Annotated in this window: 18 protein-coding genes and 1 pseudogene; 15 read left to right on the forward strand and 4 right to left on the reverse strand. The window is 70.2% G+C overall.

The window, feature by feature from the left end; translation table 11 throughout:
• Positions 1-194: 194 nt before the first annotated feature.
• Positions 195-2,405 carry a catalase/peroxidase HPI gene (gene katG / locus I5071_RS00940; RefSeq protein WP_268921204.1) on the forward strand — a complete coding sequence of 737 codons (2,211 nt, stop codon included), beginning with the start codon at positions 195-197 and terminating at the stop codon, positions 2,403-2,405.
• Positions 2,406-2,472: 67 nt separating this feature from the next.
• Complete coding sequence (locus I5071_RS00945) at positions 2,473-4,617, forward strand: polysaccharide lyase 6 family protein (RefSeq protein WP_236519966.1); 2,145 nt, start codon at positions 2,473-2,475, stop codon at positions 4,615-4,617.
• 68 nt (positions 4,618-4,685) lie between these two features.
• Here the strand turns inward: I5071_RS00945 and I5071_RS00950 are convergent, their stop codons facing one another.
• Genes I5071_RS00950 through I5071_RS00960 form a run of 3 tightly spaced genes read right to left on the reverse strand, consistent with a single transcriptional unit; the run spans position 4,686 to position 6,972 of the window.
• Positions 4,686-5,132: a GNAT family N-acetyltransferase gene (locus I5071_RS00950; RefSeq protein ID WP_236519967.1), complete on the reverse strand. Its 447-nt coding sequence runs from the start codon at positions 5,130-5,132 to the stop codon at positions 4,686-4,688.
• Positions 5,129-5,893 (reverse strand): glutathione S-transferase family protein, encoded by a 765-nt coding sequence (locus I5071_RS00955; protein ID WP_268921267.1) that lies wholly within the window; start codon positions 5,891-5,893, stop codon positions 5,129-5,131. The genes I5071_RS00950 and I5071_RS00955 overlap by 4 nt, the downstream gene beginning before the upstream one ends.
• The gene (locus I5071_RS00960) at positions 5,890-6,972 is read right to left on the reverse strand and encodes a D-alanine--D-alanine ligase family protein (protein ID WP_236519969.1); all 1,083 of its coding nucleotides are present in this window, start codon (positions 6,970-6,972) and stop codon (positions 5,890-5,892) included. The genes I5071_RS00955 and I5071_RS00960 overlap by 4 nt, the downstream gene beginning before the upstream one ends.
• Before the next feature lie 177 nt (positions 6,973-7,149).
• Between I5071_RS00960 and I5071_RS00965 the strand changes: the two genes are divergently transcribed.
• Positions 7,150-8,328 carry a PhoH family protein gene (locus I5071_RS00965; RefSeq protein WP_236519970.1) on the forward strand — a complete coding sequence of 393 codons (1,179 nt, stop codon included), beginning with the start codon at positions 7,150-7,152 and terminating at the stop codon, positions 8,326-8,328.
• 51 nt (positions 8,329-8,379) lie between these two features.
• Positions 8,380-10,344: an HD domain-containing phosphohydrolase gene (locus I5071_RS46800; RefSeq protein WP_329611126.1), complete on the forward strand. Its 1,965-nt coding sequence runs from the start codon at positions 8,380-8,382 to the stop codon at positions 10,342-10,344.
• Here the strand turns inward: I5071_RS46800 and I5071_RS00980 are convergent.
• Entirely contained in the window at positions 10,338-11,084 is a 747-nt protein-coding gene (locus I5071_RS00980) for an SDR family oxidoreductase (protein WP_236519971.1), read from the reverse strand. The genes I5071_RS46800 and I5071_RS00980 overlap by 7 nt on opposite strands.
• Positions 11,085-11,179: 95 nt before the next feature.
• Here I5071_RS00980 and I5071_RS00985 point away from each other — a divergent pair, with 95 nt between their 5' ends.
• The 11 genes and pseudogenes from I5071_RS00985 (at position 11,180) to I5071_RS01035 (ending at position 23,753) form a co-directional block, all read left to right on the forward strand.
• Positions 11,180-12,097 carry an AraC family transcriptional regulator gene (locus I5071_RS00985; protein ID WP_236519972.1) on the forward strand — a complete coding sequence of 306 codons (918 nt, stop codon included), beginning with the start codon at positions 11,180-11,182 and terminating at the stop codon, positions 12,095-12,097.
• Between the two features lie 297 nt (positions 12,098-12,394).
• Positions 12,395-12,784, forward strand: coding sequence for a phenylpyruvate tautomerase MIF-related protein (locus I5071_RS00990; RefSeq protein WP_236519973.1), 390 nt, complete (start codon positions 12,395-12,397; stop codon positions 12,782-12,784).
• Positions 12,781-14,715, forward strand: a complete 1,935-nt coding sequence (locus I5071_RS00995) for a lipoxygenase family protein (protein ID WP_236519974.1) — start codon at positions 12,781-12,783, stop codon at positions 14,713-14,715. Before I5071_RS00990 ends, I5071_RS00995 begins: the two co-directional genes overlap by 4 nt.
• A 17-nt stretch (positions 14,716-14,732) precedes the next feature.
• The gene (locus tag I5071_RS01000; RefSeq protein ID WP_236519975.1) at positions 14,733-15,182 is read left to right on the forward strand and encodes a nuclear transport factor 2 family protein; all 450 of its coding nucleotides are present in this window, start codon (positions 14,733-14,735) and stop codon (positions 15,180-15,182) included.
• Complete coding sequence (locus I5071_RS01005) at positions 15,182-16,492, forward strand: lipase family protein (RefSeq protein WP_236519976.1); 1,311 nt, start codon at positions 15,182-15,184, stop codon at positions 16,490-16,492. The genes I5071_RS01000 and I5071_RS01005 overlap by 1 nt, the downstream gene beginning before the upstream one ends.
• A 12-nt stretch (positions 16,493-16,504) precedes the next feature.
• Positions 16,505-16,759: a hypothetical protein gene (locus tag I5071_RS01010; RefSeq protein ID WP_236519977.1), complete on the forward strand. Its 255-nt coding sequence runs from the start codon at positions 16,505-16,507 to the stop codon at positions 16,757-16,759.
• Between the two features lie 13 nt (positions 16,760-16,772).
• Positions 16,773-17,912 (forward strand): patatin-like phospholipase family protein, encoded by a 1,140-nt coding sequence (locus I5071_RS01015; protein WP_236519978.1) that lies wholly within the window; start codon positions 16,773-16,775, stop codon positions 17,910-17,912.
• A 643-nt stretch (positions 17,913-18,555) separates the two neighbouring features.
• Positions 18,556-18,927, forward strand: a pseudogene (locus I5071_RS46935) (isochorismatase); the annotation flags it as partial.
• Between the two features lie 199 nt (positions 18,928-19,126).
• Complete coding sequence (locus I5071_RS01025) at positions 19,127-20,722, forward strand: phosphotransferase (RefSeq protein WP_268921268.1); 1,596 nt, start codon at positions 19,127-19,129, stop codon at positions 20,720-20,722.
• A gap of 12 nt (positions 20,723-20,734) precedes the next feature.
• Positions 20,735-21,643 (forward strand): cysteine synthase A, encoded by a 909-nt coding sequence (cysK, locus tag I5071_RS01030; RefSeq protein WP_236519981.1) that lies wholly within the window; start codon positions 20,735-20,737, stop codon positions 21,641-21,643.
• A gap of 52 nt (positions 21,644-21,695) precedes the next feature.
• Positions 21,696-23,753, forward strand: a complete 2,058-nt coding sequence (locus I5071_RS01035) for a tetratricopeptide repeat protein (RefSeq protein WP_236519982.1) — start codon at positions 21,696-21,698, stop codon at positions 23,751-23,753.
• The last annotated feature ends 252 nt before the right edge of the window (positions 23,754-24,005 follow it).

Genomic DNA, 24,005 nt, shown 5'->3' on the forward strand with positions numbered 1-24,005 from the left:
GTCGTCCGGACGGCAGCGCGCGGAGCGAGCGGACGGAAGGGACCGGAGCGGCGAGCCGATTCTTTTGCGTCTTGTGCCGCGCGACGCGGTGCCCACGACTCGGGCCATTGGCGCGCTGCTCTGGCTCCCGAGTTGGACACGTCGGATCGCGTCGTCCATCGCAGGACCGATCGGCGAGCGGGAGGGCGACCGAGATGAGTAAGAGCGAGAGCGAGAACCCCGCGATCTCTTCTCCGACGCCGAAGCGCACACGGCCGAGGACGAACCGGGACTGGTGGCCGGAGCAGCTCGATCTCTCGGTGCTCCACCAGCACTCGCCACGCTCGAGCCCGATGGACGCCGACTTCGATTACGCGGCGGCGTTCGCGAAGCTCGACGTGGACGCGCTGAAGAAGGACCTCGTCCAGCTGATGACGACGTCACAGGACTGGTGGCCCGCCGACTACGGCCACTACGGTCCGCTCTTCATCCGCATGAGCTGGCACGCCGCGGGGACCTATCGCATCGAGGACGGTCGCGGCGGCGGTGGCGAGGGCGCGCAGCGCTTCGCGCCGCTCAACAGCTGGCCCGACAACGCGAACCTCGACAAGGCGCGCCGGCTCCTCTGGCCGATCAAGCAGAAGTACGGACAGGCGCTCTCGTGGGCCGATCTCCTCGTGTTCACGGGGAACGTCGCGCTCGAGTCGATGGGCTTCAAGACGTTCGGGTTCGGGTTCGGACGCCCGGACGTGTGGGAGCCGATCGACATCTTCTGGGGACCGGAGGACACGTGGCTCGGTGACGAGCGCTACAGCGGCGACCGCGAGCTCCACGCGCCGCTCGGCGCCGTGCAGATGGGCCTCATCTACGTCAATCCCGAGGGCCCGAACGGCACGCCGGATCCGCTCGCGGCCGCGCGCGACATCCGCGAGACGTTCCGGCGCATGGCGATGAACGACGAGGAGACCGTCGCGCTGATCGCCGGCGGTCACACGTTCGGCAAGACGCACGGCGCGGGCGACGCCAAGCACGTCGGCCCCGAGCCCGAGGGCTGCCCGGTGCACCACCAGGGCCTCGGCTGGAAGAGCTCGTTCGGGACCGGGAAGGGCTCGCACACGATCACGAGCGGGCTCGAGGGAGCGTGGACGCCGACGCCGATCAAGTGGGACCACAGCTTCTTCGAGACGCTCTTCGGGTACGAGTGGGAGCTCACCCGGAGCCCCGCGGGCGCGCACCAGTGGAGGCCGAAGAACGGCGCGGGCGCGGGCACCGTTCCCGACGCGCACGACGCGTCGAAGAAGCACGCGCCGATGATGGCGACGACGGACCTCGCGCTGCGCGTCGACCCCACGTACGAGAAGATCTCGCGTCGCTTCCACGCGAACCCCGGTGAGCTCGCGGACGCGTTCGCGAAGGCCTGGTACAAGCTCCTCCATCGCGACATGGGGCCGCTGTCGCGCTACCTCGGCCCGTGGGTCGCGCCCGCGCAGCACTGGCAGGATCCGGTGCCCGCGGTCGATCATCCGCTGATCGATGCGAACGACGTCGCGGCGCTGAAGCAGCAGATCATCGCGTCGGGTCTCTCGGTCTCGGAGCTGGTCTCGGTCGCGTGGAGGTCGGCCTCTTCGTTCCGCGGCACCGACAAGCGCGGCGGCGCGAACGGTGCGCGCATCCGCCTCGCGCCGCAGAAGGACTGGGACGTCAACGATCCGCCGGTGCTCGCGAAGGTCGTCGCGAAGCTCGAGAGCATCCGAAAGGCGTTCGATGGATCGCAGTCCGGCGGGAAGAAGGTCTCGCTCGCCGATCTGATCGTGCTCGGCGGGTGCGCTGCGATCGAGCGCGCCGCGAAGGACGGTGGCCACGCGATCACGGTGCCGTTCACGCCGGGGCGCACCGACGCGACGCAGGAGCAGACCGACGTCGCGGCCTTCGCGGTGCTCGAGCCGAAGGCCGACGGCTTCCGCAACTACGTCCAGCGCGAGCACGCGCTCTCGCCGGAGACGCTGCTGCTCGAGCGGGCGAACCTCCTGACGTTGACCGCGCCGGAGATGACGGTGCTCATCGGCGGCATGCGCGCGCTGGGCGCCAACGTCGGAGGATCGAAGCACGGCGTGCTCACGCAGCGGCCCGGGACGCTGACCAACGACTTCTTCGCAAACCTCCTCGATGGTCGCACCGAGTGGAAGCCCGCCGCATCGGGCGACGGCGTGTACGAGGGCCGCGAGCGCGGCAGCAGCGCGGTGAAGTGGACCGCGACCGTGGTCGACCTCGTGTTCGGCTCGCACTCGCAGCTGCGCGCGCTCGCGGAGGTCTACGCGTCCTCCGATGCCCACGAGAAGTTCCTTCGCGACTTCGTCGCGGCGTGGAACAAGGTGATGAACCTCGACCGCTTCGATCTGAAGCGGCGCGCGAGATCGGGCGGCTGAGGAGCTGCGATCGAAGCACGCATCGATCGTAATCGCGGCCTCGTGAGCGCGCGGGCACGGTCGGTCGGTGATCGAGCGACGATGGGCGCTGTCTCTCGTGCTGCTGTGGAGCTGCCAGCGCGAGGTCCCGGCGACGTGCGAGCGCGGTTGTGAAGACGCTGCGCTCGCCGACGCCGGGAGTGACCCGTGCACGCCCGCGCCCTGCGTCGCGCCAGCGACGTCGGTGTGCGACGACGACGCGACTGCGATCTGCGTCTGTCCCTCCGAGCACGAGCTCGCTGCCGACGGCGTGTCGTGCACCCGCATCGAGACGTGGGTGTCCGGCGACGACTTCGGCGCGACGAGCGCGCTCGGGGAGCTGCACGGGCTCGTTCGGCTCTCGTTCGACGTGACGCCCCAGCGCGCGGGCGCGACCGGGATCATCGGGTATGCGCCCTCGTCGACGACCATCGCATCGGTGGCCGATCTACCGGTGCAATTGCGGCTCGATCCCAGCGGGCACTTCGAGGCGCTCGACGGTACCGAGTACGGCGCGACGGCCGTCGTCGCCTGGCATGCCGCGCGCAACCATCACGTCGAGATCGAGGTCGACATCCTCGGCCGCGAGTACAGCATCTTCGTCGACGAGATCCTTCTCGCCGAAGACTTCGCGATGGGGCCCGGCACCGCCGACGACCTCGCGAGCTGCGTGCTCCACTCCGAGCGAGACGGCGACTTCAGCATCCGTCGTCACGTCGTCGGCTCGCCCCCGACGCCCGAAGCCGATGGCCTGCCGGCGCCCCTCCGCACCTTCGTGGTGAACGCCATCACGGGGCCGGGCTCTCTCGTGCAGCGCATCGACGAGGCCTCGCCCGGCGACGAGATCGTCGTGGCCGACGGCGTCTACACGCTCGACGAGCCGATCGTCGTCGAGGGGCGACACGGCACCGCGGAGAATCCGATCGTGATCCGCGCAGCGCACGTGCTCGGGGTCGAGCTCCGCGGAGGGCCCACGGTCGGTGGGTTCGTGATCGAGTCGTCGTCGCACGTCGTGGTGCGAGGCTTTCGTCTCACGCACGGTGTCGTGCCCGGCTCGCGTTACGGCATCGGACTCCGATTGAACGGCTCGACGCACTGCCGCGTGAGCCGCAATCGATTCCGACTCGAAGAAACGGGCACCTCGTCACACTGGCTCGTCATCGACGGAGTCGAGAGCGGCCATCACCGCGTCGACCACAACCGCTTCGAGCAGAAGCACACGATGAACAACTTCGTGGTGGTGTACGGGACGGACGCCGAAGGCGAGCCTGCGATGTCGCAGCAGGACCTCATCGACCACAACTACTTCTTCGACGTCCCTCCGACGGGCCTGGACGACGGCACCGAGGCCATCCGCATCGGCGACAGCGCGCGAGGCTACATCCCGGCGCGCTCGACGTTGGAGCACAACCTCTTCGAGCGCTGCAACGGCGACCCGCGGAGCGACGGATACGAGGTCGTCTCCGTCAAGTCGTCGGACAACGTCCTTCGCTACAACACGCTGCGCGACAACGACGGCTCGCTGGTGCTGCGCCACGGCAATCGCAGCCGGGTCGAGGGCAACTTCTTCATCGGCAATCGTGGCGGGATGCGCTTCTACGGCGACGATCACGTCGTCGTGAACAACTACTTCTCCGGCACCCACGGGAGCGAGTCGCTGGAGTCGGCGCTCTACATCGGAAAGGGCCGCAACATCGACGGAGAAGCGGTCGGCACCGATGCCAATCAGCCGAGCCACGTGATCTTCGCGTTCAACACGTTCGTGGGCAACGAGCGCAATCTCTACATCAACGGCGACGACTCGTATCCCCATCCGCCCCGCGAGCTCGTGTTCGCCGACAACATCGTCACCGGCTCGAGCGGAGCGCTCTTCGACTTCGAGACGGACCCGATCGGGTTCGTCTACGAGAACAACATCGTCCATCCGACCGGCAGTGCGTCGGTGGGAGACATCGCGGAGGGCTACCAGTCGATCGATCCGGGCCTCGCGCTGCAGCGCGACGGTGTGTATCGCCTGACCCCCGGGAGCCCTGCGATCGACGCCGCCTCGAGCGCCGCGCGCTACGAGGTCACGGAGGACGTGGACGGCCATGCCCGCGACGCGCTCGCCGATGTCGGAGCCGACGAGCACGCGGCTGGAGATCCGCTCCGCCGGCCGCTCACCCGCTTCGACGTCGGACCTGGCGCGCGCTGAGCGATCGAATCGGCTCGCCCGCCGCCCCCACCGTCCCGGCCCTGCGGGACGAGTACTCCGGTAAGGGCTCACGCGTCGTTGCGCATGTCGACGTGGGGAATGCCGTCCTCGTCGTAGACCGCGCTGGTGCGCGCGAAGCCGAGGCTCGTGTAGAAGCCCTCGAGGTGCGCCTGCGCGGAGAGCGCGATCGGCACCGGCCCGTGTGCGGTGCGGATCGACGCGATCGCGCGCTCCATCAGCGCGCGCGCGAGCCCTCGACCTCGCGCTTCCGGCGCCACCACCACACGTCCGATCGAGCGCTCCGGGAAGCGCGCACCCTCGGGCAGGAGGCGCGCGTACGCGACGAGCTGCGCGCCCTCCCACGCGAAGAGGTGACGCGCGATGCGATCCTTGCCGTCGGCGTCGAGGTACACGCAGTCCTGCTCCACGACGAACACGCGCTGGCGCAGCGCGAGCGCTTCGTAGAGCGCGTGGGCCGAGAGCTGATCCCACGCGAGCTCTTCGAATCGCGTCACGAGGGCACCGGGCCGAGATCCGCGAACCAGCGTGCTCGCACGCGCGCGCGGTACGCGACGAGGTTCGTCTTCGTACGCGCGTGCTCGAGCACCCCCGAGGGATGCGGGAACCCGAGCATGCCCTCGCAGAACGCGTAGACCGTCGCGTCGTACGAGCTCGGGCGATCGCCGAGCAGGTACTCGCTCTCGCCGAGGATCCCGGAGAGCGCGTCGATGTCGCGTTTCGCGAACGCGACGATCTCGTCCTTGGTGTGGCGCCCGGTTCCCTGCCCACGGAGCGACTTCCGGATCTGGTTGCGGATCATCGGGAAGAGCAGGGGACGCAGCGCGGCCGGGAAGATGGCGCCGAACGCGGGCCGCAGGACGCGGAAGCCCTCGTCGTCGATCCAGCGCAGGTAGAGCGTCGTGAAGTACGTGCCCTCCTCGAGCATGCGCCGCACCGCGTGGCCGATCGCGCGCTGCCTCGCGTCGAGGTGCGCGTCGAGCGTGTCGCCGTGCAGGCGCACGAGCTCGTCGATCACGAGCTGCGAGTCGCCGATCAAGCGACCGTCGAGATCGACGTACGGGACCTTTCCCTTGGGCGAGCGGAGCATGTCGGGGGGCCGCACCTCGTGCGCGATCCCGGCCATGCGCAGGTAGGTCTCGAGCTTCGTGCAGAAGGGGCTGAAGTTGGCATGCCCCAGGGACGCGGCGGCGGTTGATGGAGGACGAGCGTGCTCATGTCGCGCGCAGTCTACTCGCCGCGCGCGCTCTCTCCTCAGCGACGACGTCGGCGTGCGTCGAGCGAGACCACCCGTCGCGTCTTCTTCGCCGCGGCCGGGGTCGAGGCGCGGTGGAAGCGCTTCGCGTCCTCGACCAGTCGGCGCAGCAGCTCGGGGAACGCGAGCCCCGCGGCCTGCGCGGCGAACGGGTACATCGCGCAGTCGGCCGAGCTCTCTCCGTACTCGAGCGAGCAGTTCATGTTCACCTCGAGCACGAAGGGCCCGCGGTGATCGAGACGCATGTCGACGCGCCCGTAGCCCGCGCCGTCGATCGCGCGGTACGCGTCGCGCGCCACGCGCAGCACGCGTCGCGTCTCCGCGAGCGTGAGCGGCGCGGGACAGAGCAGCTCGAAGCTGCCGTAGAGCGGCGAGCTCGTGTCCCACTTCGTCTCGTGGGTGCGGATGCCCTTGCCCGGCGGGAACGCATCACCGAACCGCACCTCGAGCGGCGGCAGCGCCTTCGCGCGCTCGCCCGAGCCGAGCAGCCCGACCGTGATCTCGCGGCCGTCGACGTACTCCTCGACCAGCGCCGAGCCGTAGTCGCGGAAGATCTCGCCGACGCGCGCGCGCAGCGCGACCTCGTCGTCCGCGGCGATGATCGACGAGAGGTGCACGCCCGCGCTCCCGCCCGCGTCGTGCGGCTTCACGAAGAGCGGCACGCCGCGCAGATCGTCGAGCAGCGGCTCGTCGGGCGACGCCAGGAGCTGCCACTTCGGCGTGGGCACGCCCGCGGCGGCGAAGCGCGTCTTCATCGTGACCTTCGAGATCGACGTGCGATACGGCTCGCGGCGGGATCCGGTGTACGGCAGCCCGCGCCGCTCGATCGCGTCGATCGCCTCGATGCCCGGGTAGTTGTCGATGCCCTGACCCGACCCATCACACAGGTTGAAGACGACGTCGCACTCGAGCGCATCGACGACCGCGTCGACGTTCGCGAGGTGCACCGGGTGCCAGCTCGCCTCGAACCCCGCGTCCTCGAGCGCCCGCAGGAACGCGCGATCGGCCGCCTCGGCGTGCTCGTAGTCGAAGTCCTCGTCACCGCGCGCTTTGAGCGGCGAAGCGGGATCGCAGCACAGCACGGCGACTCGTGGTCTCCGTCGAGCTCGCGATCCCGATTGCGACGGTGGGGGGCGCTCGTCTTCTCCCGGCGGCTTGTCGCTCATGGCACCTCAGTCAACACGAGCGGATCTCGTCACTCAAGCGGCTGTCGCAAGATTTCTCCCCACGAACGTCGAATTCGCGCTCTACGCGCGCGTATGCGCGCGAGCGCGCGCGAGCTGCGCGATCTGGCAGGCCCGTTCTGGATCGGCGACGACGTGCTAGCTTCAGCCTCACGAATGGCCCAGACGACTCCGAGGGAGAGCGCGAACGAGGACAACATCCACGCCGAGGTCGAGGTCGACGAGCCCGATCTGTTGGTGCGGTTGACCGGTCCCGGCGCGAACCACCTCGACATCCTCGAGAGCGAGTTCGAGATCACGGCAGGGGTGCGCGGCAACACGATCCACCTCCGCGGCACGCGCGAGGCGGTCGAGAACGCCGAGCGCGCGCTGATGGAGATCCTCTCGATGCTCGAGAAGAACAAGGGCTTCTCGGAGCGCGAGGTCGAGCGATCGATCCGCACGCTCAAGGCGAACCCCGAGGTGCGTCTCGGCGACTTCATGAACGACGTCGTCCTCGCGACCCCGCGCCGCACGATCACGGCGAAGGGCCCGACGCAGCACGGCTACGTGCAGCAGATGCGCGAGAACGACATCGTCTTCGGCATCGGTCCCGCGGGCACGGGCAAGACGTACCTCGCGATGGCGATGGCGGTGCGTGCGCTGCTCGAGAAGCGCGTGAAGCGCATCGTGCTCACGCGCCCCGCGGTCGAGGCCGGCGAGAAGCTCGGCTTCCTCCCCGGCGATCTCGCGGAGAAGGTCAATCCGTACCTCCGCCCGCTCTACGACGCGCTCCACGACATGATGGACATGGAGCGCGCACAGATGCTCGTGCAGCGCGGCGTCATCGAGGTCGCGCCGCTCGCGTTCATGCGCGGTCGCACGCTGAACGACGCGTTCGTCATCCTCGACGAGGCGCAGAACTCGACCAGCGATCAGATGCGCATGTTCCTCACGCGCCTCGGCTTCGGCTCGAAGGCGGTGGTCACCGGCGACGTGACGCAGGTCGATCTGCCGAGCGGTGCGCGCAGCGGTCTCGCCGACGCGACGCGCGTCCTCGACCGCGTGCCTGGCATCGCGTTCACGTACTTCAGCGACGCCGATGTCGTGCGTCATCCGCTCGTCGCGCGGATCGTGCGCGCGTACGAGGCGCGTGATGCCGCGCGCGAGCGCGCGAAGGCGGAGCGCGAGGCCCTCGCCGAGATGGAAGCCGAGGGCATGTCCGACGCCGGCAGTCGCGAGGGTACTGTCGGTCCGGCCGACGATCAGCGATGATGCATGCGTGATGCCCGCTCGCGCGGTTCTGCGAGCGGGTCGGGGGAGCGCATGCAGGATCGCGATCGCACCAACGACACGGAGATGACCGACCTCGCGCCGGTCATCCTGATGCGGGCGGTCGAGGTCGAGCCGAGGCTCGGCGAGGGTCTGCGGGTCGAGCTGCACGGGGTCGCGGTCGAGGTGCAGCGCGGCGAGGGCCTGGTGATCGGCGTGTCGGCGTCGACGCTGCGCCGCGCGCCGCTCGATCCCTATCTGCCGCGGATCGCGGCGGGCCACGCGGGCGTGCTGCTGGTCGGTCAGCTCCCCGACGGGATGCTCGATGCGCTGCCGAAGAACGCGGTGATCGCGCACGTGCCCGATCTCGCGTCGCCCGACGCGCTCTTCGTCGCGCTGCACGGCGCGCTCGAGCGCGTCGAGCTGCGCGTCGCGGCGGAGCGTCGTGGTCGCTGGCTCACGCGCTATCGCTACGAGCTCGGCGAGCTCATCGAGATCTCGCGCGCGATCAGCCAGGAGCGCGATCTCGATCGGCTGCTCACGCTGATCCTCGAGAAGAGCCGGTTCATCACCGGCGCGGACGCGGGCAGCATCTACGTGCTCGAGTCGGTCACGCCGGGCAGCCGCGAGAAGCGCCTTCGCTTCAAGCTCTCGCAGAACGAGTCGGTCACGTTCGAGAGCCGCGAGTTCACGATCCCGCTCACCACGCGCAGCGTCGCGGGCGCGGCGGCGGTGAACCGCAAGCCGATCAACATCCCCGACGTCTACGCGATCGGGAGCGACGAGCCCTTCGGGTTCGATCCCAGCTTCGATCGCAAGGTCGGCTATCGCACGCGCTCGATGATCGCGATGCCGATGATCAGCGCGGAGGACGACGTCATCGGCGTCATCCAGCTGATCAACAAGAAGCGCGATCCCCAGAACCGGCTGAGCGTCGACACGGTCGATCGCGAGGTCGTTCCCTTCGATCAGCGCAGCGAGGATCTGCTCGCGACGCTCGCCTCGCAGGCCGGCATCGCGCTCGAGAACGCGCTCCTCTACGACGAGATCCGGCGCATCTTCGACGGCTTCGTGCGCGCGAGCGTCCAGGCGATCGAGCAGCGCGATCCCACGACGAGCGGTCACTCGCTGCGCGTGTCGGTGCTCTCGTGCGGGCTCGCGGAGGCGGTCGATCGGATCACCAGCGGGCCCTACAAGGACATGCGCTTCACGCGGCGCGACCTGAAGGAGCTCGAGTACGCGTCGCTGCTGCACGACTTCGGGAAGATCGGTGTCCGCGAAGAAGTGCTGGTGAAGGCGAAGAAGCTCTATCCGCACCAGCTCGATCAGGTGCGACTGCGCTTCGACTACGTGCGCAAGTCGCTCGAGGCGGAGGGCTGGAAGCGCAAGCTCGACGCGCAGCTCGCGGGCGCGGGCGCGAGCGATCTGAAGCGCATCGACGAAGAGCTCGCGGCGCGCGCCGAGGAGCTCGAGATCGCGTGGCGCACGGTGCAGGAGGCGAACGAGCCCACCGTGCTGAAGGAAGGCGACTTCACGCGCATCGCGGAGCTCGGCCAGCGCACCTACGTCGACGCGTGCGGGCACGCGCACCCGCTGCTCACGAGCGATGAAGTCGTCTCGCTCCAGGTGACGAAGGGCTCGCTCCACGATCGCGAGATCGAGGAGATCCGCTCGCACGTGGTGCACACGTTCGACTTCCTCTCGAGCATCCCCTGGGGCAAGAGCTTCACGCGCATCCCGGAGATCGCGGGCGCGCACCACGAGAAGCTGAACGGGCGCGGCTACCCGAAGGGCCTCGGGAGCGATCAGATCCCGGTGCCGTCGAAGATCATGACGATCGCCGACATCTTCGACGCGCTCACGGCGCGCGACCGACCGTACAAGAAGGCGATGCCGGTCGATCGCGCGCTGAGCATCCTCGGCTTCGAGGTGAAGGACGGCCACGTCGACGGAGAGCTCGTGCGCATCTTCGCGGAGGCCGAGGTCTTCAAGAAGGTCGAGGGGGATCTCAGTTACTGAGCGCTTGCGCGAGCGAGCGCGACTGCGTCGGGCCCCGCGGGATTGCGCAGCGGCGCCGACGGATCGCTCGCGGCGCGGTACACCGCCTCCGCGACGTCCGCTTCGCTCGTCACGACCGACTGCTGCCCGAACCCCGCGAGCACGCGCTGCGCGAACGACGCGTACGCATCGGGGATCAGCGTGGCGATGTCGGGCGTGTGGCTCGCGAAGCGCGTGGTGGGGCAGTAGCCGGGCTCGACCAGACGGACGCGCACGTCGAACGGCTCGAGCTCGAACGCGAGCGACGCGGTGAACCCCTCGATGGCGGTCTTGCTCGCGGTGTAGGCGGCGACGAGCGGCATCGGCGCGAGCGTCACGCTCGAGGTCACGTTGACGATCACCCCCGAGCGGCGCGCGCGGAAGCGCGGCAACGCCGCTTGCGTCATCGCCATCACGCCGAACGTGTTGGTCTCGAACAGCTCGCGCACCAGCGACATCGGCGTGCCCTCGAACGCGCCGAGCGCGCCGATGCCCGCGTTGTTGACGAGCACGTCGATCGGCCCGGCGGCATCGAGCGCCGCGGCGATGCTCTCGGGCTTCGTCACGTCGAGCGCGAGCACGCGGATGCGCTCCGAGCGCGGCAGCACGTCCTCGCGCGGCGTGCGCATGGTGGCGACGACGTTCCAGCCGCGTGCGTGGAAGTGGCGCGCGGTCTCGAGGCCGTAGCCGGAAGAGGAACCAGTGATGAGCACGGTGTTCATGCGAAGAGAAGTGGAGCGACCGCGCCCGGCTCACCATCACGGCGAGTCCGGATTCCATTCGCGATCGTCTGCGATGCGTCCGAGACTCCGGCACGATGACCTCGAGCTCGAACGACACCGATCCGCTGGCGACCGTCATCTCGCTGCTGCGCCCCCAGGCCGTCCTCTCGAAGCTGATCAGCGGCGCGGGGCGGTGGAGCGTGCGCTACGCGGCCCACGGCGATCCCGCGTTCTGCCTCGTGCTCGAGGGATCGTGTCTGCTCGATCTGGAGGGCGTCGGCGTGGTCGAGCTCCGCGAGGGCGACTTCGTCCTCCTGCCCACGACGCCGACCTTCACGCTCGCGAGCGACCTCGGCGTCCGACCGACGCCCGGCGTGCCGGCCGACATCCGCGAGCTCCGACACGGCACCGCGTCGGGTCCGCCGACGATGCGGATGCTCGGCGGGTACTTCCGATTCGATCGCGCGAACGCCGAGCTCCTCGTCCCGCTCCTGCCGCCGTTCGTGCACATCCCGCGCGCCGACCCGGGCGCTGCGCGCCTCATGCGGATCGCCGAGCTGATCGACGAGGAGACCGGCGCCGATCGTCCGGGCCGCGATCTGATGCTCGAGCGGCTCGTCGAGGTGCTGCTCGTCGAGGCGCTCCGGTTCCGCTTCGCGTCGACGGCGGCGGAGGAGCACGGGCTGCTCGCGGGTCTCGCGGATTCCGCGCTCGCACGGCCGCTCCACCGCATCCACGCCGACGTCGCGCGCCGGTGGACCGTCGCCGAGCTCGCTCGCGTCGCGGGCATGTCGCGCGCGGTGTTCGCCGAGCGCTTCACGCGCACCGTCGGCATGCCGCCGATGCAGTACGTGCTCGAGTGGCGGATGGCGATCGCGAAAGAGATCCTGCGTCGCGAGCGTCCGCCGCTCGCCGAGGTGGCCGAGCGCGTCGGGTACCAGTCGGCGAGCGCGTTCAGCACCGCGTTCACGCGCCTCGCGGGCTGCAGCCCCAGCGAGTTCGCGCGGGCGTAGCGCCGTGAGGACCCAGCGTACGTATCGTTCGCACTGGGTCCGAAAGCGAGAGTGCCAATCGCGGGAGATGGGCGAATATAATTCGCTCGTTGCGTCGATTTGCCGGATTCGACTCTTTACGTGCCGAGCGCGAGCGCTGTAGTGTTCTAGCCGCGAATGCCCGACGGGGGTGGGCTCTCGCGTGCACGTCTCGGGCTGAACTCGAGCGATTGCGCGGGAATTCGCCCTCAGATCGCGCGGGCGTGCGCGGCAGTTCATCCAACCGTACTCGGGCTCCTTCGAGAAGGGGGTAGGGCCGTGCCTTATCTGCGAATCGAGTGCAATCGCGCGCTTTCGGACGATCGAGTGGCGCAGCTCCAGAAGGAGCTCACGAATCTGGTGCACGAGATCAAGGGCGATCCCGTCGCGATGATCTCCACCGTGATCCTGCAGAGCGTGCCGGTGAGCTTCGGCGGAGACCCGTGTGAGCCCAGCTGCATCGTGACGCTCACGAACGCAGTCATGCCCCCGGCCACGACATCGGCGCTGACTCGTGCGCTGACTGCCGCGCTCGGCGCGTCCTACGGTGTTCCTCCGAATCGCATGTACATCTTCTTCCAGCAATTCAGCGATCCCACGCTCGTCGGCTGGAACGGAGTGACCTTCGACCAGGTGATCGCGCCGCAGAAGAAGGAGGGCGCCCGATGAGCGACTTCGTGAAGCTGGTGCGCGAGCTGGTCGCGTTCGAGGCGCTCGGGCACGCGCCGCTCGACGCGCTGCTCAAGCTGCGCGATCGGCTGCGCGGCAACGGCGACCGCACCCACACGGTCCGGGGCCGCATCGTGCACCCCGGGGGCAAGCCGATCCGCGGGCTCGTCGTCGAGCTCTGGGACGATCACGTCGTGCGCGGAGACGACTTCCTCGGCGAGACCGAGACGCAGGAAGACGGCCGCTTCGAGATCGCCTATGCGCCCATGGACGACACGAGCATCGTGCTGCGGCTCTACGAGCCTCCGCAGGTCTTCTCGTCGGGCGGGCAGCGCCGCGAGCGGCGCGTCCAGATCGAGCGCATCCGCGGCCCGCGCCAGTCGCGTCAGATCGACGTCGACCTCGGCGATCACGAGCTCGCGTATTACGAGTACGAGTCGAAGATCGCGTTCCCGTACACGTCGCGAGAGTCGATCCGGCGCGACTTCGTCCCGGGCGCGGCCGACCGATTCTTCTCCTCGCTCGCGAAGTGGGGCGTGATCCACGACGAGATCGTGCTCGGACTGCGGCTCGGAGCGAAGCCGACGACTGCGCACATCCAGAGCAAATATCCCAAGACTCGCACGCTCGTCCTCGAGGAGAAGGAGCGGGGCTCGACGCGGAGCGACGCGTACTTCGGGGATCGAATCCTGAACGGATTCTTCCCCGCGCGATTCAAGCGCAAGCCCGGCGATCAGTCGGGGCTCCATCTCGCGTTCACCTGGTCGAAGCTCGAGCTGAACGGGCTCATCGATCTGCCCGACATGGCCGCGCGCTTCGAGCTGAAGAGCGGACATCTCGTCCCGACCGAGATCCGCCTCGCGTTCCGCGCGCCCGACGGGCTCTCTCCGCCCGGGAAATACGCGAAGGAGACGACCTACACGGCGGCGGACGGCGCGCGCTGGGCCGAGGCGAAGCGGGTGTTCCGCACGCTCTATTTCGGCGTGTACGGCCAGCTCTACGGCCACGTCGCGCTCGCGCACTTCAACATGGAGCAGTACGCGATCGCGATGAATCGGAACCTGCGCAAGAGCCCGCTGCGCAGCATCCTGATGCCGCACCTCAAAGAGGTGTCGAACATCAACGACAAGGGGCGGACTCTGCTGCTCGGCGCGGACGACGGGCTCTTCGCGCTCGCCAAGCCGATCACGCTGCCGAGCCAGCTGAAGTGGCTCGAGTCGAACGTGGGTCGCCACGACTGGCACGGATTCTCGCCGCGCACGCCTCTCTCTGCGCATCACGTCTACGCGCAGGCCGCGCAGCTCTACTGGGAGGCGATCCACGAGTATCTGCGCGTGGTGTTCGCCGAGCGCCGCGCCGAGCTCGAGAGCACGTGGAGCGAGGTGCTCGACTTCGAGCGCGATCTCCTGGAGCACAGCGTCGCGCTGACCGAGCGCGGCATGGAAGAGGCGGGCGACGAGCTCGCCTGGGACGATCGCAACGAGCTCGCGGTGGCGCATCCCGGTCGGGCGAAGCGGGCCGACGGGCGGGCTGCCGCGATCACGCCGATCACCGGAGGACGCCCCTTCGGCGACGAGGCGCTCGCGAACCTCCAGCAGCTCTGTGCGTACTGCATCTTCCACACGACGTTCGTGCACGGGTGGTTCCATCAGGAACAGAACAACGAGTTCGGTGAGATCGAGTACGCCCAGATGCTCACCGGAGGCTCGATGAAGCCCGAGGGCGACCCCTCGATCCTCCCCGACGCCGAGCTGCAGAGCCTGGGGCTGCGAGTGACGCACTCGCTGACCGGCTTCGACTGGGGCTTCCTCACGAAGAACGAGGACGGCGATCTCGATCCGCGATTGATCGAGGCAGTCCGCTCGCGCGCCGATCGGTTCTCCGCGATCGGATTCGACATCTCGACCCTGCGTTCGCGCCTCAACAGCTGATGTCGGGAGGAACGAACATGAGCGCTCCTTTTCCGCTGCCGATCGAGGATCGGCTCGCGCTGATGGACGCGATCGCGCGATACAACCTGCTCGCCGATCAGAACGACATCGAGGGATATCTCGAGCTCTTCGCCGACGACGGACGTCTCTTGATGTTCGTGCCGTGGCAGCCCGCGCCGATCGTCGACGTGAAGGGCAAGACCACGCTGCGCGCGGCGCTGCACGAGGTGCTCTCGCGCCGTGAGAAGCCGATCAAGATCTTCCAGACGCACCCGGTGATCGAGGGCATCGACGCGCGCACCGCGCGGACGCAGACCGAGTTCTTCGGGTTCTGGCCGCGCACCCAGGACGAGCCTCCGACGCTGCGGCTCGGCGCCTGGTACGTCGACATCTGGACGAAGAGCGGCAGTCGCTGGCTGATCTCGGAGCGCCGAGAGCAACCGGCGAGCGCGCCCCTCGCGCACTGATGGGTGCATCGATGGCGTACGACGTGCGGCAGACGATGCTGGTGCTCGGCTTCCTCTCGTATCTCGGGTTCGACGAGATCGAGCGGGGCGTGAAGGGCGACACGCACGTGTTTCGCCTGCTGCAGCGGGCGCTCGATGCGGTCCCGGGGCTCGACCGGCGCTGGAAGCTGGTGTGGGGCCCGGCGAGCCGGCGCTTCGCGTTCACGATCTTCGCGCAGAACCTGATGTTCGTGGTGCGCGACGAGCGCGACCCGACGCACCTCGTGGTCGTCGTGCGCGGGACGAACCCGGTCTCGCCGGTGAACTGGCTCGTCGAGGACTTCTCGATCGCGCGTCTCGAGCGCTGGCCCTATGCGCACGACGACGCGAGCGCGCGCGTCTCGATGGGGACGCTGATCGGGCTCGGGGAGCTGCAGGCGATGCGTCCCGGCGCGGGCCTTCCGGGATCCGGTGCGTCGCTGCACGAGCTGTTGATCGACGAGGTGCGCGCCGCGCGCGGCGCGCGCGTGAAGGTGTCGGTGGTGGGCCACAGCCTCGGCGGCGCGCTCGCGCCCGCGGTCGGGCTGTGGCTCGAGGACACGCGCACCGCCTCCGACGTGCCCGGGCTGCGGCCCTGGGATCCCGAGCGACGCGCCGACGTGCACGTGTTCTCGTTCGGCGGGCCGACACCCGGCAATCGTGGGTTCGCCGCGCGCTACGACGCGCTGCTCGGCGCGCGCACCCATCGGGTGTGGAATCCGCTCGATCCCGTGCCGCACGGGTGGGAGCGCGAGACGGTGGCGCGACTGCCGCGTCTCTACGAGCCGAAGATCCGCGTCGATGTGCTGATCGATCTGGTGTTCCGCGTCACCGGGCATCTCTCGCACGACGGCGACTATCGCCACGTGACGGGGAGCGCTCCGTCGATCGAGGGCGCGCGGCTCCATCCGAGCTTCGCGCGCTTCTGGACGCAGATGCTCTATCAACACTCGCTCGCGTATCTCGATCTCTTCGGTGTGCTCGGCCACGTCCCGCTCGCCGATCACCTGCCGTGGTCGCCCGCGATGCGTGCGCGCGTGGCGGAGGTCGAGGGCGAGGCGGTCGTGCTGGAGCGCGAGGTCGCGAGCGAGATCGAGCGCGACGAGGTGCGCGTGGCGGGCCGCATCGCGCGAGGGCTCTCGCGCTTGGTGCAGATCCCCGCGTCGGTCCTGGTGCATGCGCTGCCTGCGCACCTTCCGCTCGCGTCGTTGATGCTGCGGGGTGCGCATCACGAGGCGCAGCCGCGTGTCGAAGCACCGGTGGTGAGCGGCGCGACGCCTCGCGCAGCGTGAGGAGCAGACGTGATGTGGCGAAGGCTCCTCCGGCTCGCACACAGCCCGATCGTCGACGCGACGATCGGCGTCGTGATGGTCGGCACCGCGCTGATCGAGATCGCCGGCGAGTGGCTCGAGCCGCTCGTCGGCGGTGCGATCGGCGCGGCGCACGGGCTCTTCGTCGTCGGCGTGGTGCACACGTTCAAAGCGCTCCCCGGGCTCGTCGAGGGCGCGGACAAGATCGAGCGCGCGAGAGAGATCGAGCGAGAGCGCGACGCTGCGTAGCGGGGAGGGGCGAATGGCTCGCACGTTCGACGTGGTGTTCGAGGGCGGTGGCGCGCGCGGGCTCGTGCTGAACGGCGCGATCCAGCGGCTCGAGGAAGACGGCCACCGCATGCGCCGTCTCGTCGGGACGAGCGCGGGCGCGATCGCGGCGTCGCTCGTCGCGGCGGGGTTCAGCGGAGACGAGCTCGTGGAGATGAGCCGCGCGCGTCGTGCCGACGGACTGCCGGAGTTCGCCGACTACGTGAGCGAGCCCGTGCTGCCCGACGCGGAAGTCGTGCGTCGCTCGGGGATCTACAGCGCGATCATGGACGCGGAGCGCAAGCTGCACGTGCCCGCGGGGATCGCCGACACGATCGCGAGGCACCTCGGTGCGTGGCTCGCGCACGTGCCCGGTCTGCGCAGCGCGTACTCGTTCGTCGAGCACGGCGGCGTGCACAGCGGCGACGGCTTCACCGGGTGGCTCGTGCGGACGCTCGATCACAAGCGCACGGGTCTGTCTCGCGTGACGCTCGGCGAGCTGCACGCGCGCACCGGCCGGCACCTCACGGTGATCGCGAGCGACAGCACCGCGGCGCGCATGTTGGTGCTCAACCACGTGACCGCGCCCGACGTGCCGTTGGTGTCGGCGGTGCGGATGTCGATGAGCATCCCGCTCTTCTTCGACGAGGTGATCTGGCGCCGCGAGTGGGGCCACTACCTCGGCGAGGACGTGACGGGCCACGTCGTGGTCGACGGAGGTCTGCTCTCGAACTTCCCGCTGCGCTTCGTGTTGCCCGACGCCGCGGCGTACTCGCGCGCGTTCATGGGCGACCCCGGCCCCGAGCCCGCGGAGGCGCTCGGTCTCTTCATCGATCAGAAGCTCGACGTGCCCGGGGCACCGCCGTCGCGTCACTCCGCGTCGAGCCCGATCTTCGCGGAGCTGGGCCACACCAAGGTCGCCGCGCGCGTGCTGAGCCTCGTGGAGACGATGCTCGACGGCAACGACGACACCGTCGAGGAAGCACACGAGGACGCGATCTGCCGGTTGCCGGCGAAGAGCTATTTCGCGACCGAGTTCCACATGGAGCGCGAGCGCGTGGACCCGCTGATCGAAGCCGGAAGACGCGCGATGGAGGCACACCTCGAGTCGCGAGGTCGAGCCGCCGCGGCGTGATCGCGGGTGCGTTCAGTGAAACGGCGGCAGGACGAGTCGCTCGCCGGCTTGCGCGAGGTCGATGACGACCTGCGGATGCCACGGTGTTCGCAGGCTCAATCGGCCCGGGCGACGAAGCGCAGCTCACTCGAGCCCGGTGCGAAGCGCGAGCCCGATCAACTCGGTGCGATGCGCGAAGCGCGAGCCCGTCCGGTTCGAACGAGCCCGCAGAGCGGGCTCGCTCGAACCTCTTCGCCTCCAAAAAAACAAGCGCGGGGCTCCTCTCCCCGCGCGGCCGAAGCCTCACCAGCAGGGGCGGGGGGCAGGGGGTCCGAGCGCTTCCGCAGCGGCCCACCAGTCGCCCCGAGAGCACCGCGAGCGACGACGTCGCCCGTCACCAACCCGCGCACCGCAAGCGACCCGCGAGGCTTAGCGAGGCCCCCCTGCCCCCCGCCCCGCACCGAAGCCTTCCCCCGCGCGGCCCCGAATCGCCGACACTCACCACCGAATGCCCCGCGCAGTCCTGATCACCCAGTGTATCCAGCGCGACTTCGTCGAGCCGATCGCGCCGCACGCCGCGCCGCCGAACCTGCTCCACGTCGGTCATCGCGAGGCGTCGCGCCTCCTCGGCGCCGATCCCGCGAACGGCCCGCTCGCGCAGCTGATGCAGTGGGCCCGCGCTCGCGATCCGCGCGAGCTCGCGATCCTGCACGTGCGCGACTGGCACGATCCCACCGATCCCGCGCAGCGCGCGCACCTCGACACCTTCGGCTCGCACTGCGTGCGCGGCACGCGCGGCGCCGAGCTCGTGCTCGATCTCGAGCAGAGCGCGCGCGAGGACGAGCGCTTCGTCGACGCGATCGGGCTCGCCGACGTGCAGGAGACCTCGCTCGCGAACCACCTCCGCGAGCTCCTCGCGGGCGAAGAGGACCCGCGCGTCGCCGTCATCGGCGTATGGACCGACGCGAAGATCACGTTCCTCCTCTACGACCTCCGCACCCGCCTCGGGCTCCGTTCTCTCGCGACCTCGAGCGCGCTCACCGCGAGCGCGTCGCGCGCCGCGCATTTCCACTCGCTCGAACAGCTCCGTCGCGTGCTCGCGGTCGACGTCTTCGACTCGGTCGGCGAGCTCGCGGACTGGCTGCTCCCCCGACGCGCGCTTCGCGTCGTCGCGCCGCGCGCGCACGTCCTCGATCGCGATCGAGGGCGCGCCGCTCGGCGACGAGGAGCGCGCGATCGTCTCGCACCTCTATCGCGAGAGCGCGAAGCTCACGCTCGCGTCGCTCGGCGGTGGGTTCTCGGGCGCGCGCGTGTTCGCCGCGGAGAGCGAGGACGCGCTCGGTCATCGCCAGGCGCCCTCGGTGCTCAAGATCGGTCCGCGCGCGCTGATCGGCGAGGAGCGCGCTGCGTTCGAGCGCGTCGAGCCGATCCTCGGCAACGACGCGCCGCGGCTGCTCGGCGTGGTCGATCACGATGCGCTCGGTGGCTTGCGCTGGTCGTACGCCGCGATGGGTGGTCGACGCGTGCGCACGCTGAAGTCGCTCGTCGAGGGCGATGCGCCCGTCGAGCGCATCGAGCGCGTGCTCTCGGTCGCGCTCGAAGAGGTGCTCGGCCGCTTCTACGCGGCGGCGCGCTACGAGCCGCTCCCGCTGCTCGCGTACTACCGCTTCTCTCCCACCCACGCGCGCTCGGTCGCGAAGAACGCCCGCGCCGTCGCATCACCCGACGACGCGCGCGACGTCGACGACCTGGTCGCGTTCTACGAGCACGGCCTCGACGAGCTCGGCAGCACGCCCGGCGAGCACCACTACGTCTCGTACGTGCACGGCGATCTCAACGGCGCGAACGTGCTCGTCGACGAGCGCGAGAACGTGTGGCTGATCGACTTCTTCCACACCAAGCGCGGCCACGTGCTCAACGACGTGGTGAAGCTCGAGAACGATCTCCTCTACCTCTTCACGCGCATCGACGACGAGCGCGCGCTCGCGATCGGGCGCGAGATGATCGACGCGCTCTACGGCGTGCAGGATCTCCGCGCGCCGCTCGGCCCTTCGCCCGCGTCGGTCGCCGCGATCCCCGCGCTCGCGCGGGCCTGGGAGATCCTGCGCGTGCTGCGTCGCATCGGCGCCTCGCTGGTGCGCGAGGATCGCGATCCCACGCAGCTCCACGTCGCCGCTCTGCGCTACGCCGCGCACACGCTCTCGTTCGACGAAGCGTCGCCCCTCCAGAAGCGGCTCGCGCTGCACGCCGCGGCCTCGCATGCCCGCGCCATCCTCGACGACGCACGCCGCGATCGCACGCTGCGGGTCGACCTCGTCGCGCTTCCCTCGTCTCGCAGCGGCCGGCTCGGGCTCACGATCTGTCCCGGCCGCCTCGATCGTGATCGCGATCTCGACGCCGATCTCGACACCCTGTGCACGATGGGCACGCGCACCCTCGTCACGCTCCTCGGCGCGCCCGAGCTCGCGTGGGCCGGCGTGCCCGATCTCGCGGCGCGCGCCGCGGATCACGGCCTCGAGACCATCGGCTTCCCGATCCGCGATCAGGGCGCGCCCGCCGAGGCCGACGTGCGCGCGCTCTGCCGCGTGATCGACGAGCGCCTCGCGCGGGGCGAGACCGTCGTCGTGCACTGCATGGGCGGGCTCGGACGCAGCGGGCTGGTCGCCGCGTGTGTGCTGATCGACCTCGGTGTCGACCCCGAGCGCGCCCTGGCCGAGGTGCGCCGGGCCCGCGGTCCGCGGGCCGTCGAGAGCGACGCGCAAGAGGTGTTCGTCCGTACTTATGCTGCGGGCGAGCACACGAGAAGAGACAGCGCGACCGAGTCTCGCTAGAGTGGGCGCGACGTGGACGATCGCATCTACGATGGCGTGCTCGATCTGGTCGGCCGGACTCCGCTCCTCCGATTGCCGCGTCTGTCGCCGAAGAACGGCGCAGAGGTGTGCGGCAAGCTCGAGCGCAACAACCCCGCGGGCAGCGTGAAGGATCGCCCCGCGCTCGAGATGATCCTCGCCGCCGAGCGCGCCGGGGAGATCTCCGAGGGCGCGACGATCATCGAGGCGACCAGCGGCAACACCGGGATCAGCCTCGCGATGATCGCGTCGGTGCGCGGCTATCGTTGCGTGCTCGTGATGCCCGAGGACATGAGCATGGCGCGCCGCCAGATCCTGCGTGCGTACGGCGCCGAGGTCGTGCTCACGCCGGCGCAGGAGGGCATGGCGGGCGCGGTCGAGCGCGCCGAGCGCATCCTCGCCGAGACGCAGAACGCGATCATGCCGAAGCAGTTCCAGAACGTGGCGAACCCCGAGTCGCACGAGCGTGGGACGGCCGAGGAGATCTGGCGTGCGACGAAGGGCGAGATCGACGTGTTCGTCGCGGGCGTCGGCACCGGGGGCACGCTCACCGGCATCGCGCGATTGCTGAAGAGCCGCCGCCCCGAGGTGCGCGTCGTCGCGGTCGAGCCGCGCGGCAGCGCGGTGCTCTCGGGCGGCAAGCCCGGCTTGCACGGCATCCAGGGCCTCGGCGCCGGCTTCATCCCCGAGGTGCTCGATCGATCGATGATCGACGAGGTGATCACGGTGACCGACCTCGCCGCCGATCGCATGACGCGACGGCTCGCGCGCGAAGAAGGTCTGCTGCTCGGGCCCAGCTCCGGCGCGAACGTGCACGCCGCGGTGGAGGTCGCGCGACGGCTGCGACCGGGACAGCGCGTCGTCACGATCCTGTGCGACGGCGGCGAGCGGTACCTGTGCTGAGCGACGAGAGCGACACGCGAGCGGCCTGGGGGAGTCCGAGGAGGACGTAGGAGTGGAGGACCGCGACGAGCCGGGCACGCGTACGCGTCCGCGCGTTCTGATCGCGGGCATGGGCGAGCCCGACCTCGATTCGCTCTGCGCGGCGCTCGAGCGGCGCGGCATCGAGCCGATCGTGATCGAGGGCGCGCTCGAGCCCGCGGTGCGGAGCGAGCGGCCGAACCTCGTGCTGCTCGTCGGCGATGCGGCGAGCGACGACGGCGCGCGCGGCATCGACGATGCGCGGCGCGCGGGGCAGACGCCGGTCGTCGTCGCGACCGATCCCGAGCCGCTCGATCGACGCCTCGCGCCCTTCCAGTACGGCGCGAGCGGGATCGTCGTGCGACGCGGCGATGCCGAGGAGATGGCGGGCGAGCTGCACCACCTGCTCGCGGAGAACGCGCGGCGCATCGCGGAGCGCGGGCACGTGTCGCGCACGCCCTCGGAGCTCGACGGGCTCGTGGGTCTCGGGTCGCGCGAGCTGCGCCTGTCGCGCACGCCGCACGAGGGGATCTCGCGACGCGCGGTGAACGAGCCGGTGGCGGCGCCATCGGAAGACCCGCTGCGTCTCTCCATCCCCTCGTGGTCGCAGGACGAGACGCCCACGGTCGAGCGCGACGTGCGCGAGGCCGAGGCACGCGCGAGCGCGTCGCTGCCCGACTGGGACGAGGACCTCCAGACGAAGCGCCAGCACAGCGCGGAGCTCGCGCGATGGCGTCGGCTCAGCGCGGCGGACCGCAGCCTGCTGCGCACACCGGAGATGATGGCGGCGCTCGATCGCGGAGGAGCGCCGGTTGCGGGCGACGACGCGGGGCGCACGCCGCCCGACGGATCCGACACGCCCGACGACGAGCCGAGCGCTGCGCCGAGCGTGGGCGCGCCCGGTGCGCCGCTGCCGGCAGTGCTCGGCAGCGGCGGTGTCGACAGCGATCTCGACGCGCTCACCGCCGAGGCCTATCGCCAGACCGCGCGGCGCAGGGTCCCCGAGGTCGAGATCGAGCGCGCGCTCGCGCGCAATCGCGACGATGGCCGCGACGACTGGGACGTCGCGACCGCCGAAGGTCCCGCGCTGCGTGGGCCGCCGCCCTCGTCGCCTCCCGGCGCGAGCCCGCGTGCACCGCGTCCGCTCTCGTCGCCCTCGCGTCCGCCGCGTCCGAAGAAGCTCACGCCGCTCTCGACGACCCCGCCCAAGAGCGATCCGCCGCGTCCTGCGATCGATCCGAACACGATCGCGCACACCAGCGCGCCGCCGCCGAGCGCGCCGGCTGCGACGAGCACGAGCCAGGCGCCCCCCGCGCCGACTGCGCGCGGCGCGTCCGCACCGCCGGCTCCGAGCGACGCGCCTGCGGGCGCACGCAGCGCGACGGGGGAGCACATCTCGTCGAGCGCGCTGCTCGCGATGCGACCGCCCGCGCGCGCGCCGATCGAGGATCGTGCGTCGACGCTGCGGGCGAAGGCGATGCCGCGCCGTCGCGCGAGCGTCGTGCCCGCGCTCGTCGGGCTCGTGGTCACGCTCGCGGTGGTCGTGGGGCTCGTCGTCGCGCGGATGGCCGAGCGCGACGCCGAAGAGACGCCGATCGGCTCGATCGACGAGACCACGCCGGTGGTGCCGCCGCCCCTCGCGCCCGCGATCGAGCCGCCTCCTGCAGTCGAGCCCGCGCCCGCGATCGAGCCCGCGCCTGCGATCGAGCCCGCGCCCGCGATCGAGCCGGCCGTCGCGACCATCGACGGTCGCGAGCGCTCCGATGCGCTCGTGCGCGAGGCGCAGCTCCTGGCGCGCAGCGATCGCGATGGCGCTCGCGCGCTGCTCGAGCAGGCGGTCGCGGCGGACGAGGACAATCCGCACGCGCTCATCGCGCTGGCGCGTGCGCTCGTGACCGCGGGCGACGGCGCGAACGCGGTCCGACACGCCGAGCGCGCGGTCTCGATGCGACGCCGTCGCGCCGAGTATCACGTCGTGCTCGGCGACGCGTACGCCGCGACGGGTGACCGAGCGCGCGCGCAGGCCTCGTGGCGCACCGCGCTCGAGCTCGAGCCCGAGCGCGCGGACGCCCGCGAGCGCCTCGGCGAGTGATCGCCCGCCCTCGCCCGAGGGCGTCACCATCGTGTCCTCACAGTGTCGCGCGCGGGGCGTGCTGCCCGATCACGCGCACGCGCCACGCCCGATCAGGACCAGTCTCGGACGCTGGAATCCCACTCTGCACGTCGAGAGTGCGAATCCGACTGCGCACCTCGACTCCCACGCTCGACAGGCGCTCATCGCGAGAATGCTTGTTCGCGCAACTCTTGTTCGCGCCCGATGCTTGTCACGACAAGCACGCTGACT

Source organism: Sandaracinus amylolyticus, assembly GCF_021631985.1.
Classification (GTDB): Bacteria; Myxococcota_A; Polyangia; order Polyangiales; family Sandaracinaceae; genus Sandaracinus; species Sandaracinus amylolyticus_A.

Coding starts and splice junctions, on each gene's coding strand:
- katG (WP_268921204.1), top strand. CDS start 195: ATGAGTAAGAGCGAGAGCGAGAACCCCGCGATCTCTTCTCCGACGCCG.
- I5071_RS00965 (WP_236519970.1), top strand. CDS start 7,150: ATGCGCGCGAGCGCGCGCGAGCTGCGCGATCTGGCAGGCCCGTTCTGG.
- I5071_RS46800 (WP_329611126.1), top strand. CDS start 8,380: ATGCAGGATCGCGATCGCACCAACGACACGGAGATGACCGACCTCGCG.
- I5071_RS00980 (WP_236519971.1), bottom strand. CDS start 11,084: ATGAACACCGTGCTCATCACTGGTTCCTCTTCCGGCTACGGCCTCGAG.
- I5071_RS00985 (WP_236519972.1), top strand. CDS start 11,180: ATGACCTCGAGCTCGAACGACACCGATCCGCTGGCGACCGTCATCTCG.
- I5071_RS00995 (WP_236519974.1), top strand. CDS start 12,781: ATGAGCGACTTCGTGAAGCTGGTGCGCGAGCTGGTCGCGTTCGAGGCG.
- I5071_RS01000 (WP_236519975.1), top strand. CDS start 14,733: ATGAGCGCTCCTTTTCCGCTGCCGATCGAGGATCGGCTCGCGCTGATG.
- I5071_RS01005 (WP_236519976.1), top strand. CDS start 15,182: ATGGGTGCATCGATGGCGTACGACGTGCGGCAGACGATGCTGGTGCTC.
- I5071_RS01010 (WP_236519977.1), top strand. CDS start 16,505: ATGTGGCGAAGGCTCCTCCGGCTCGCACACAGCCCGATCGTCGACGCG.
- I5071_RS01015 (WP_236519978.1), top strand. CDS start 16,773: ATGGCTCGCACGTTCGACGTGGTGTTCGAGGGCGGTGGCGCGCGCGGG.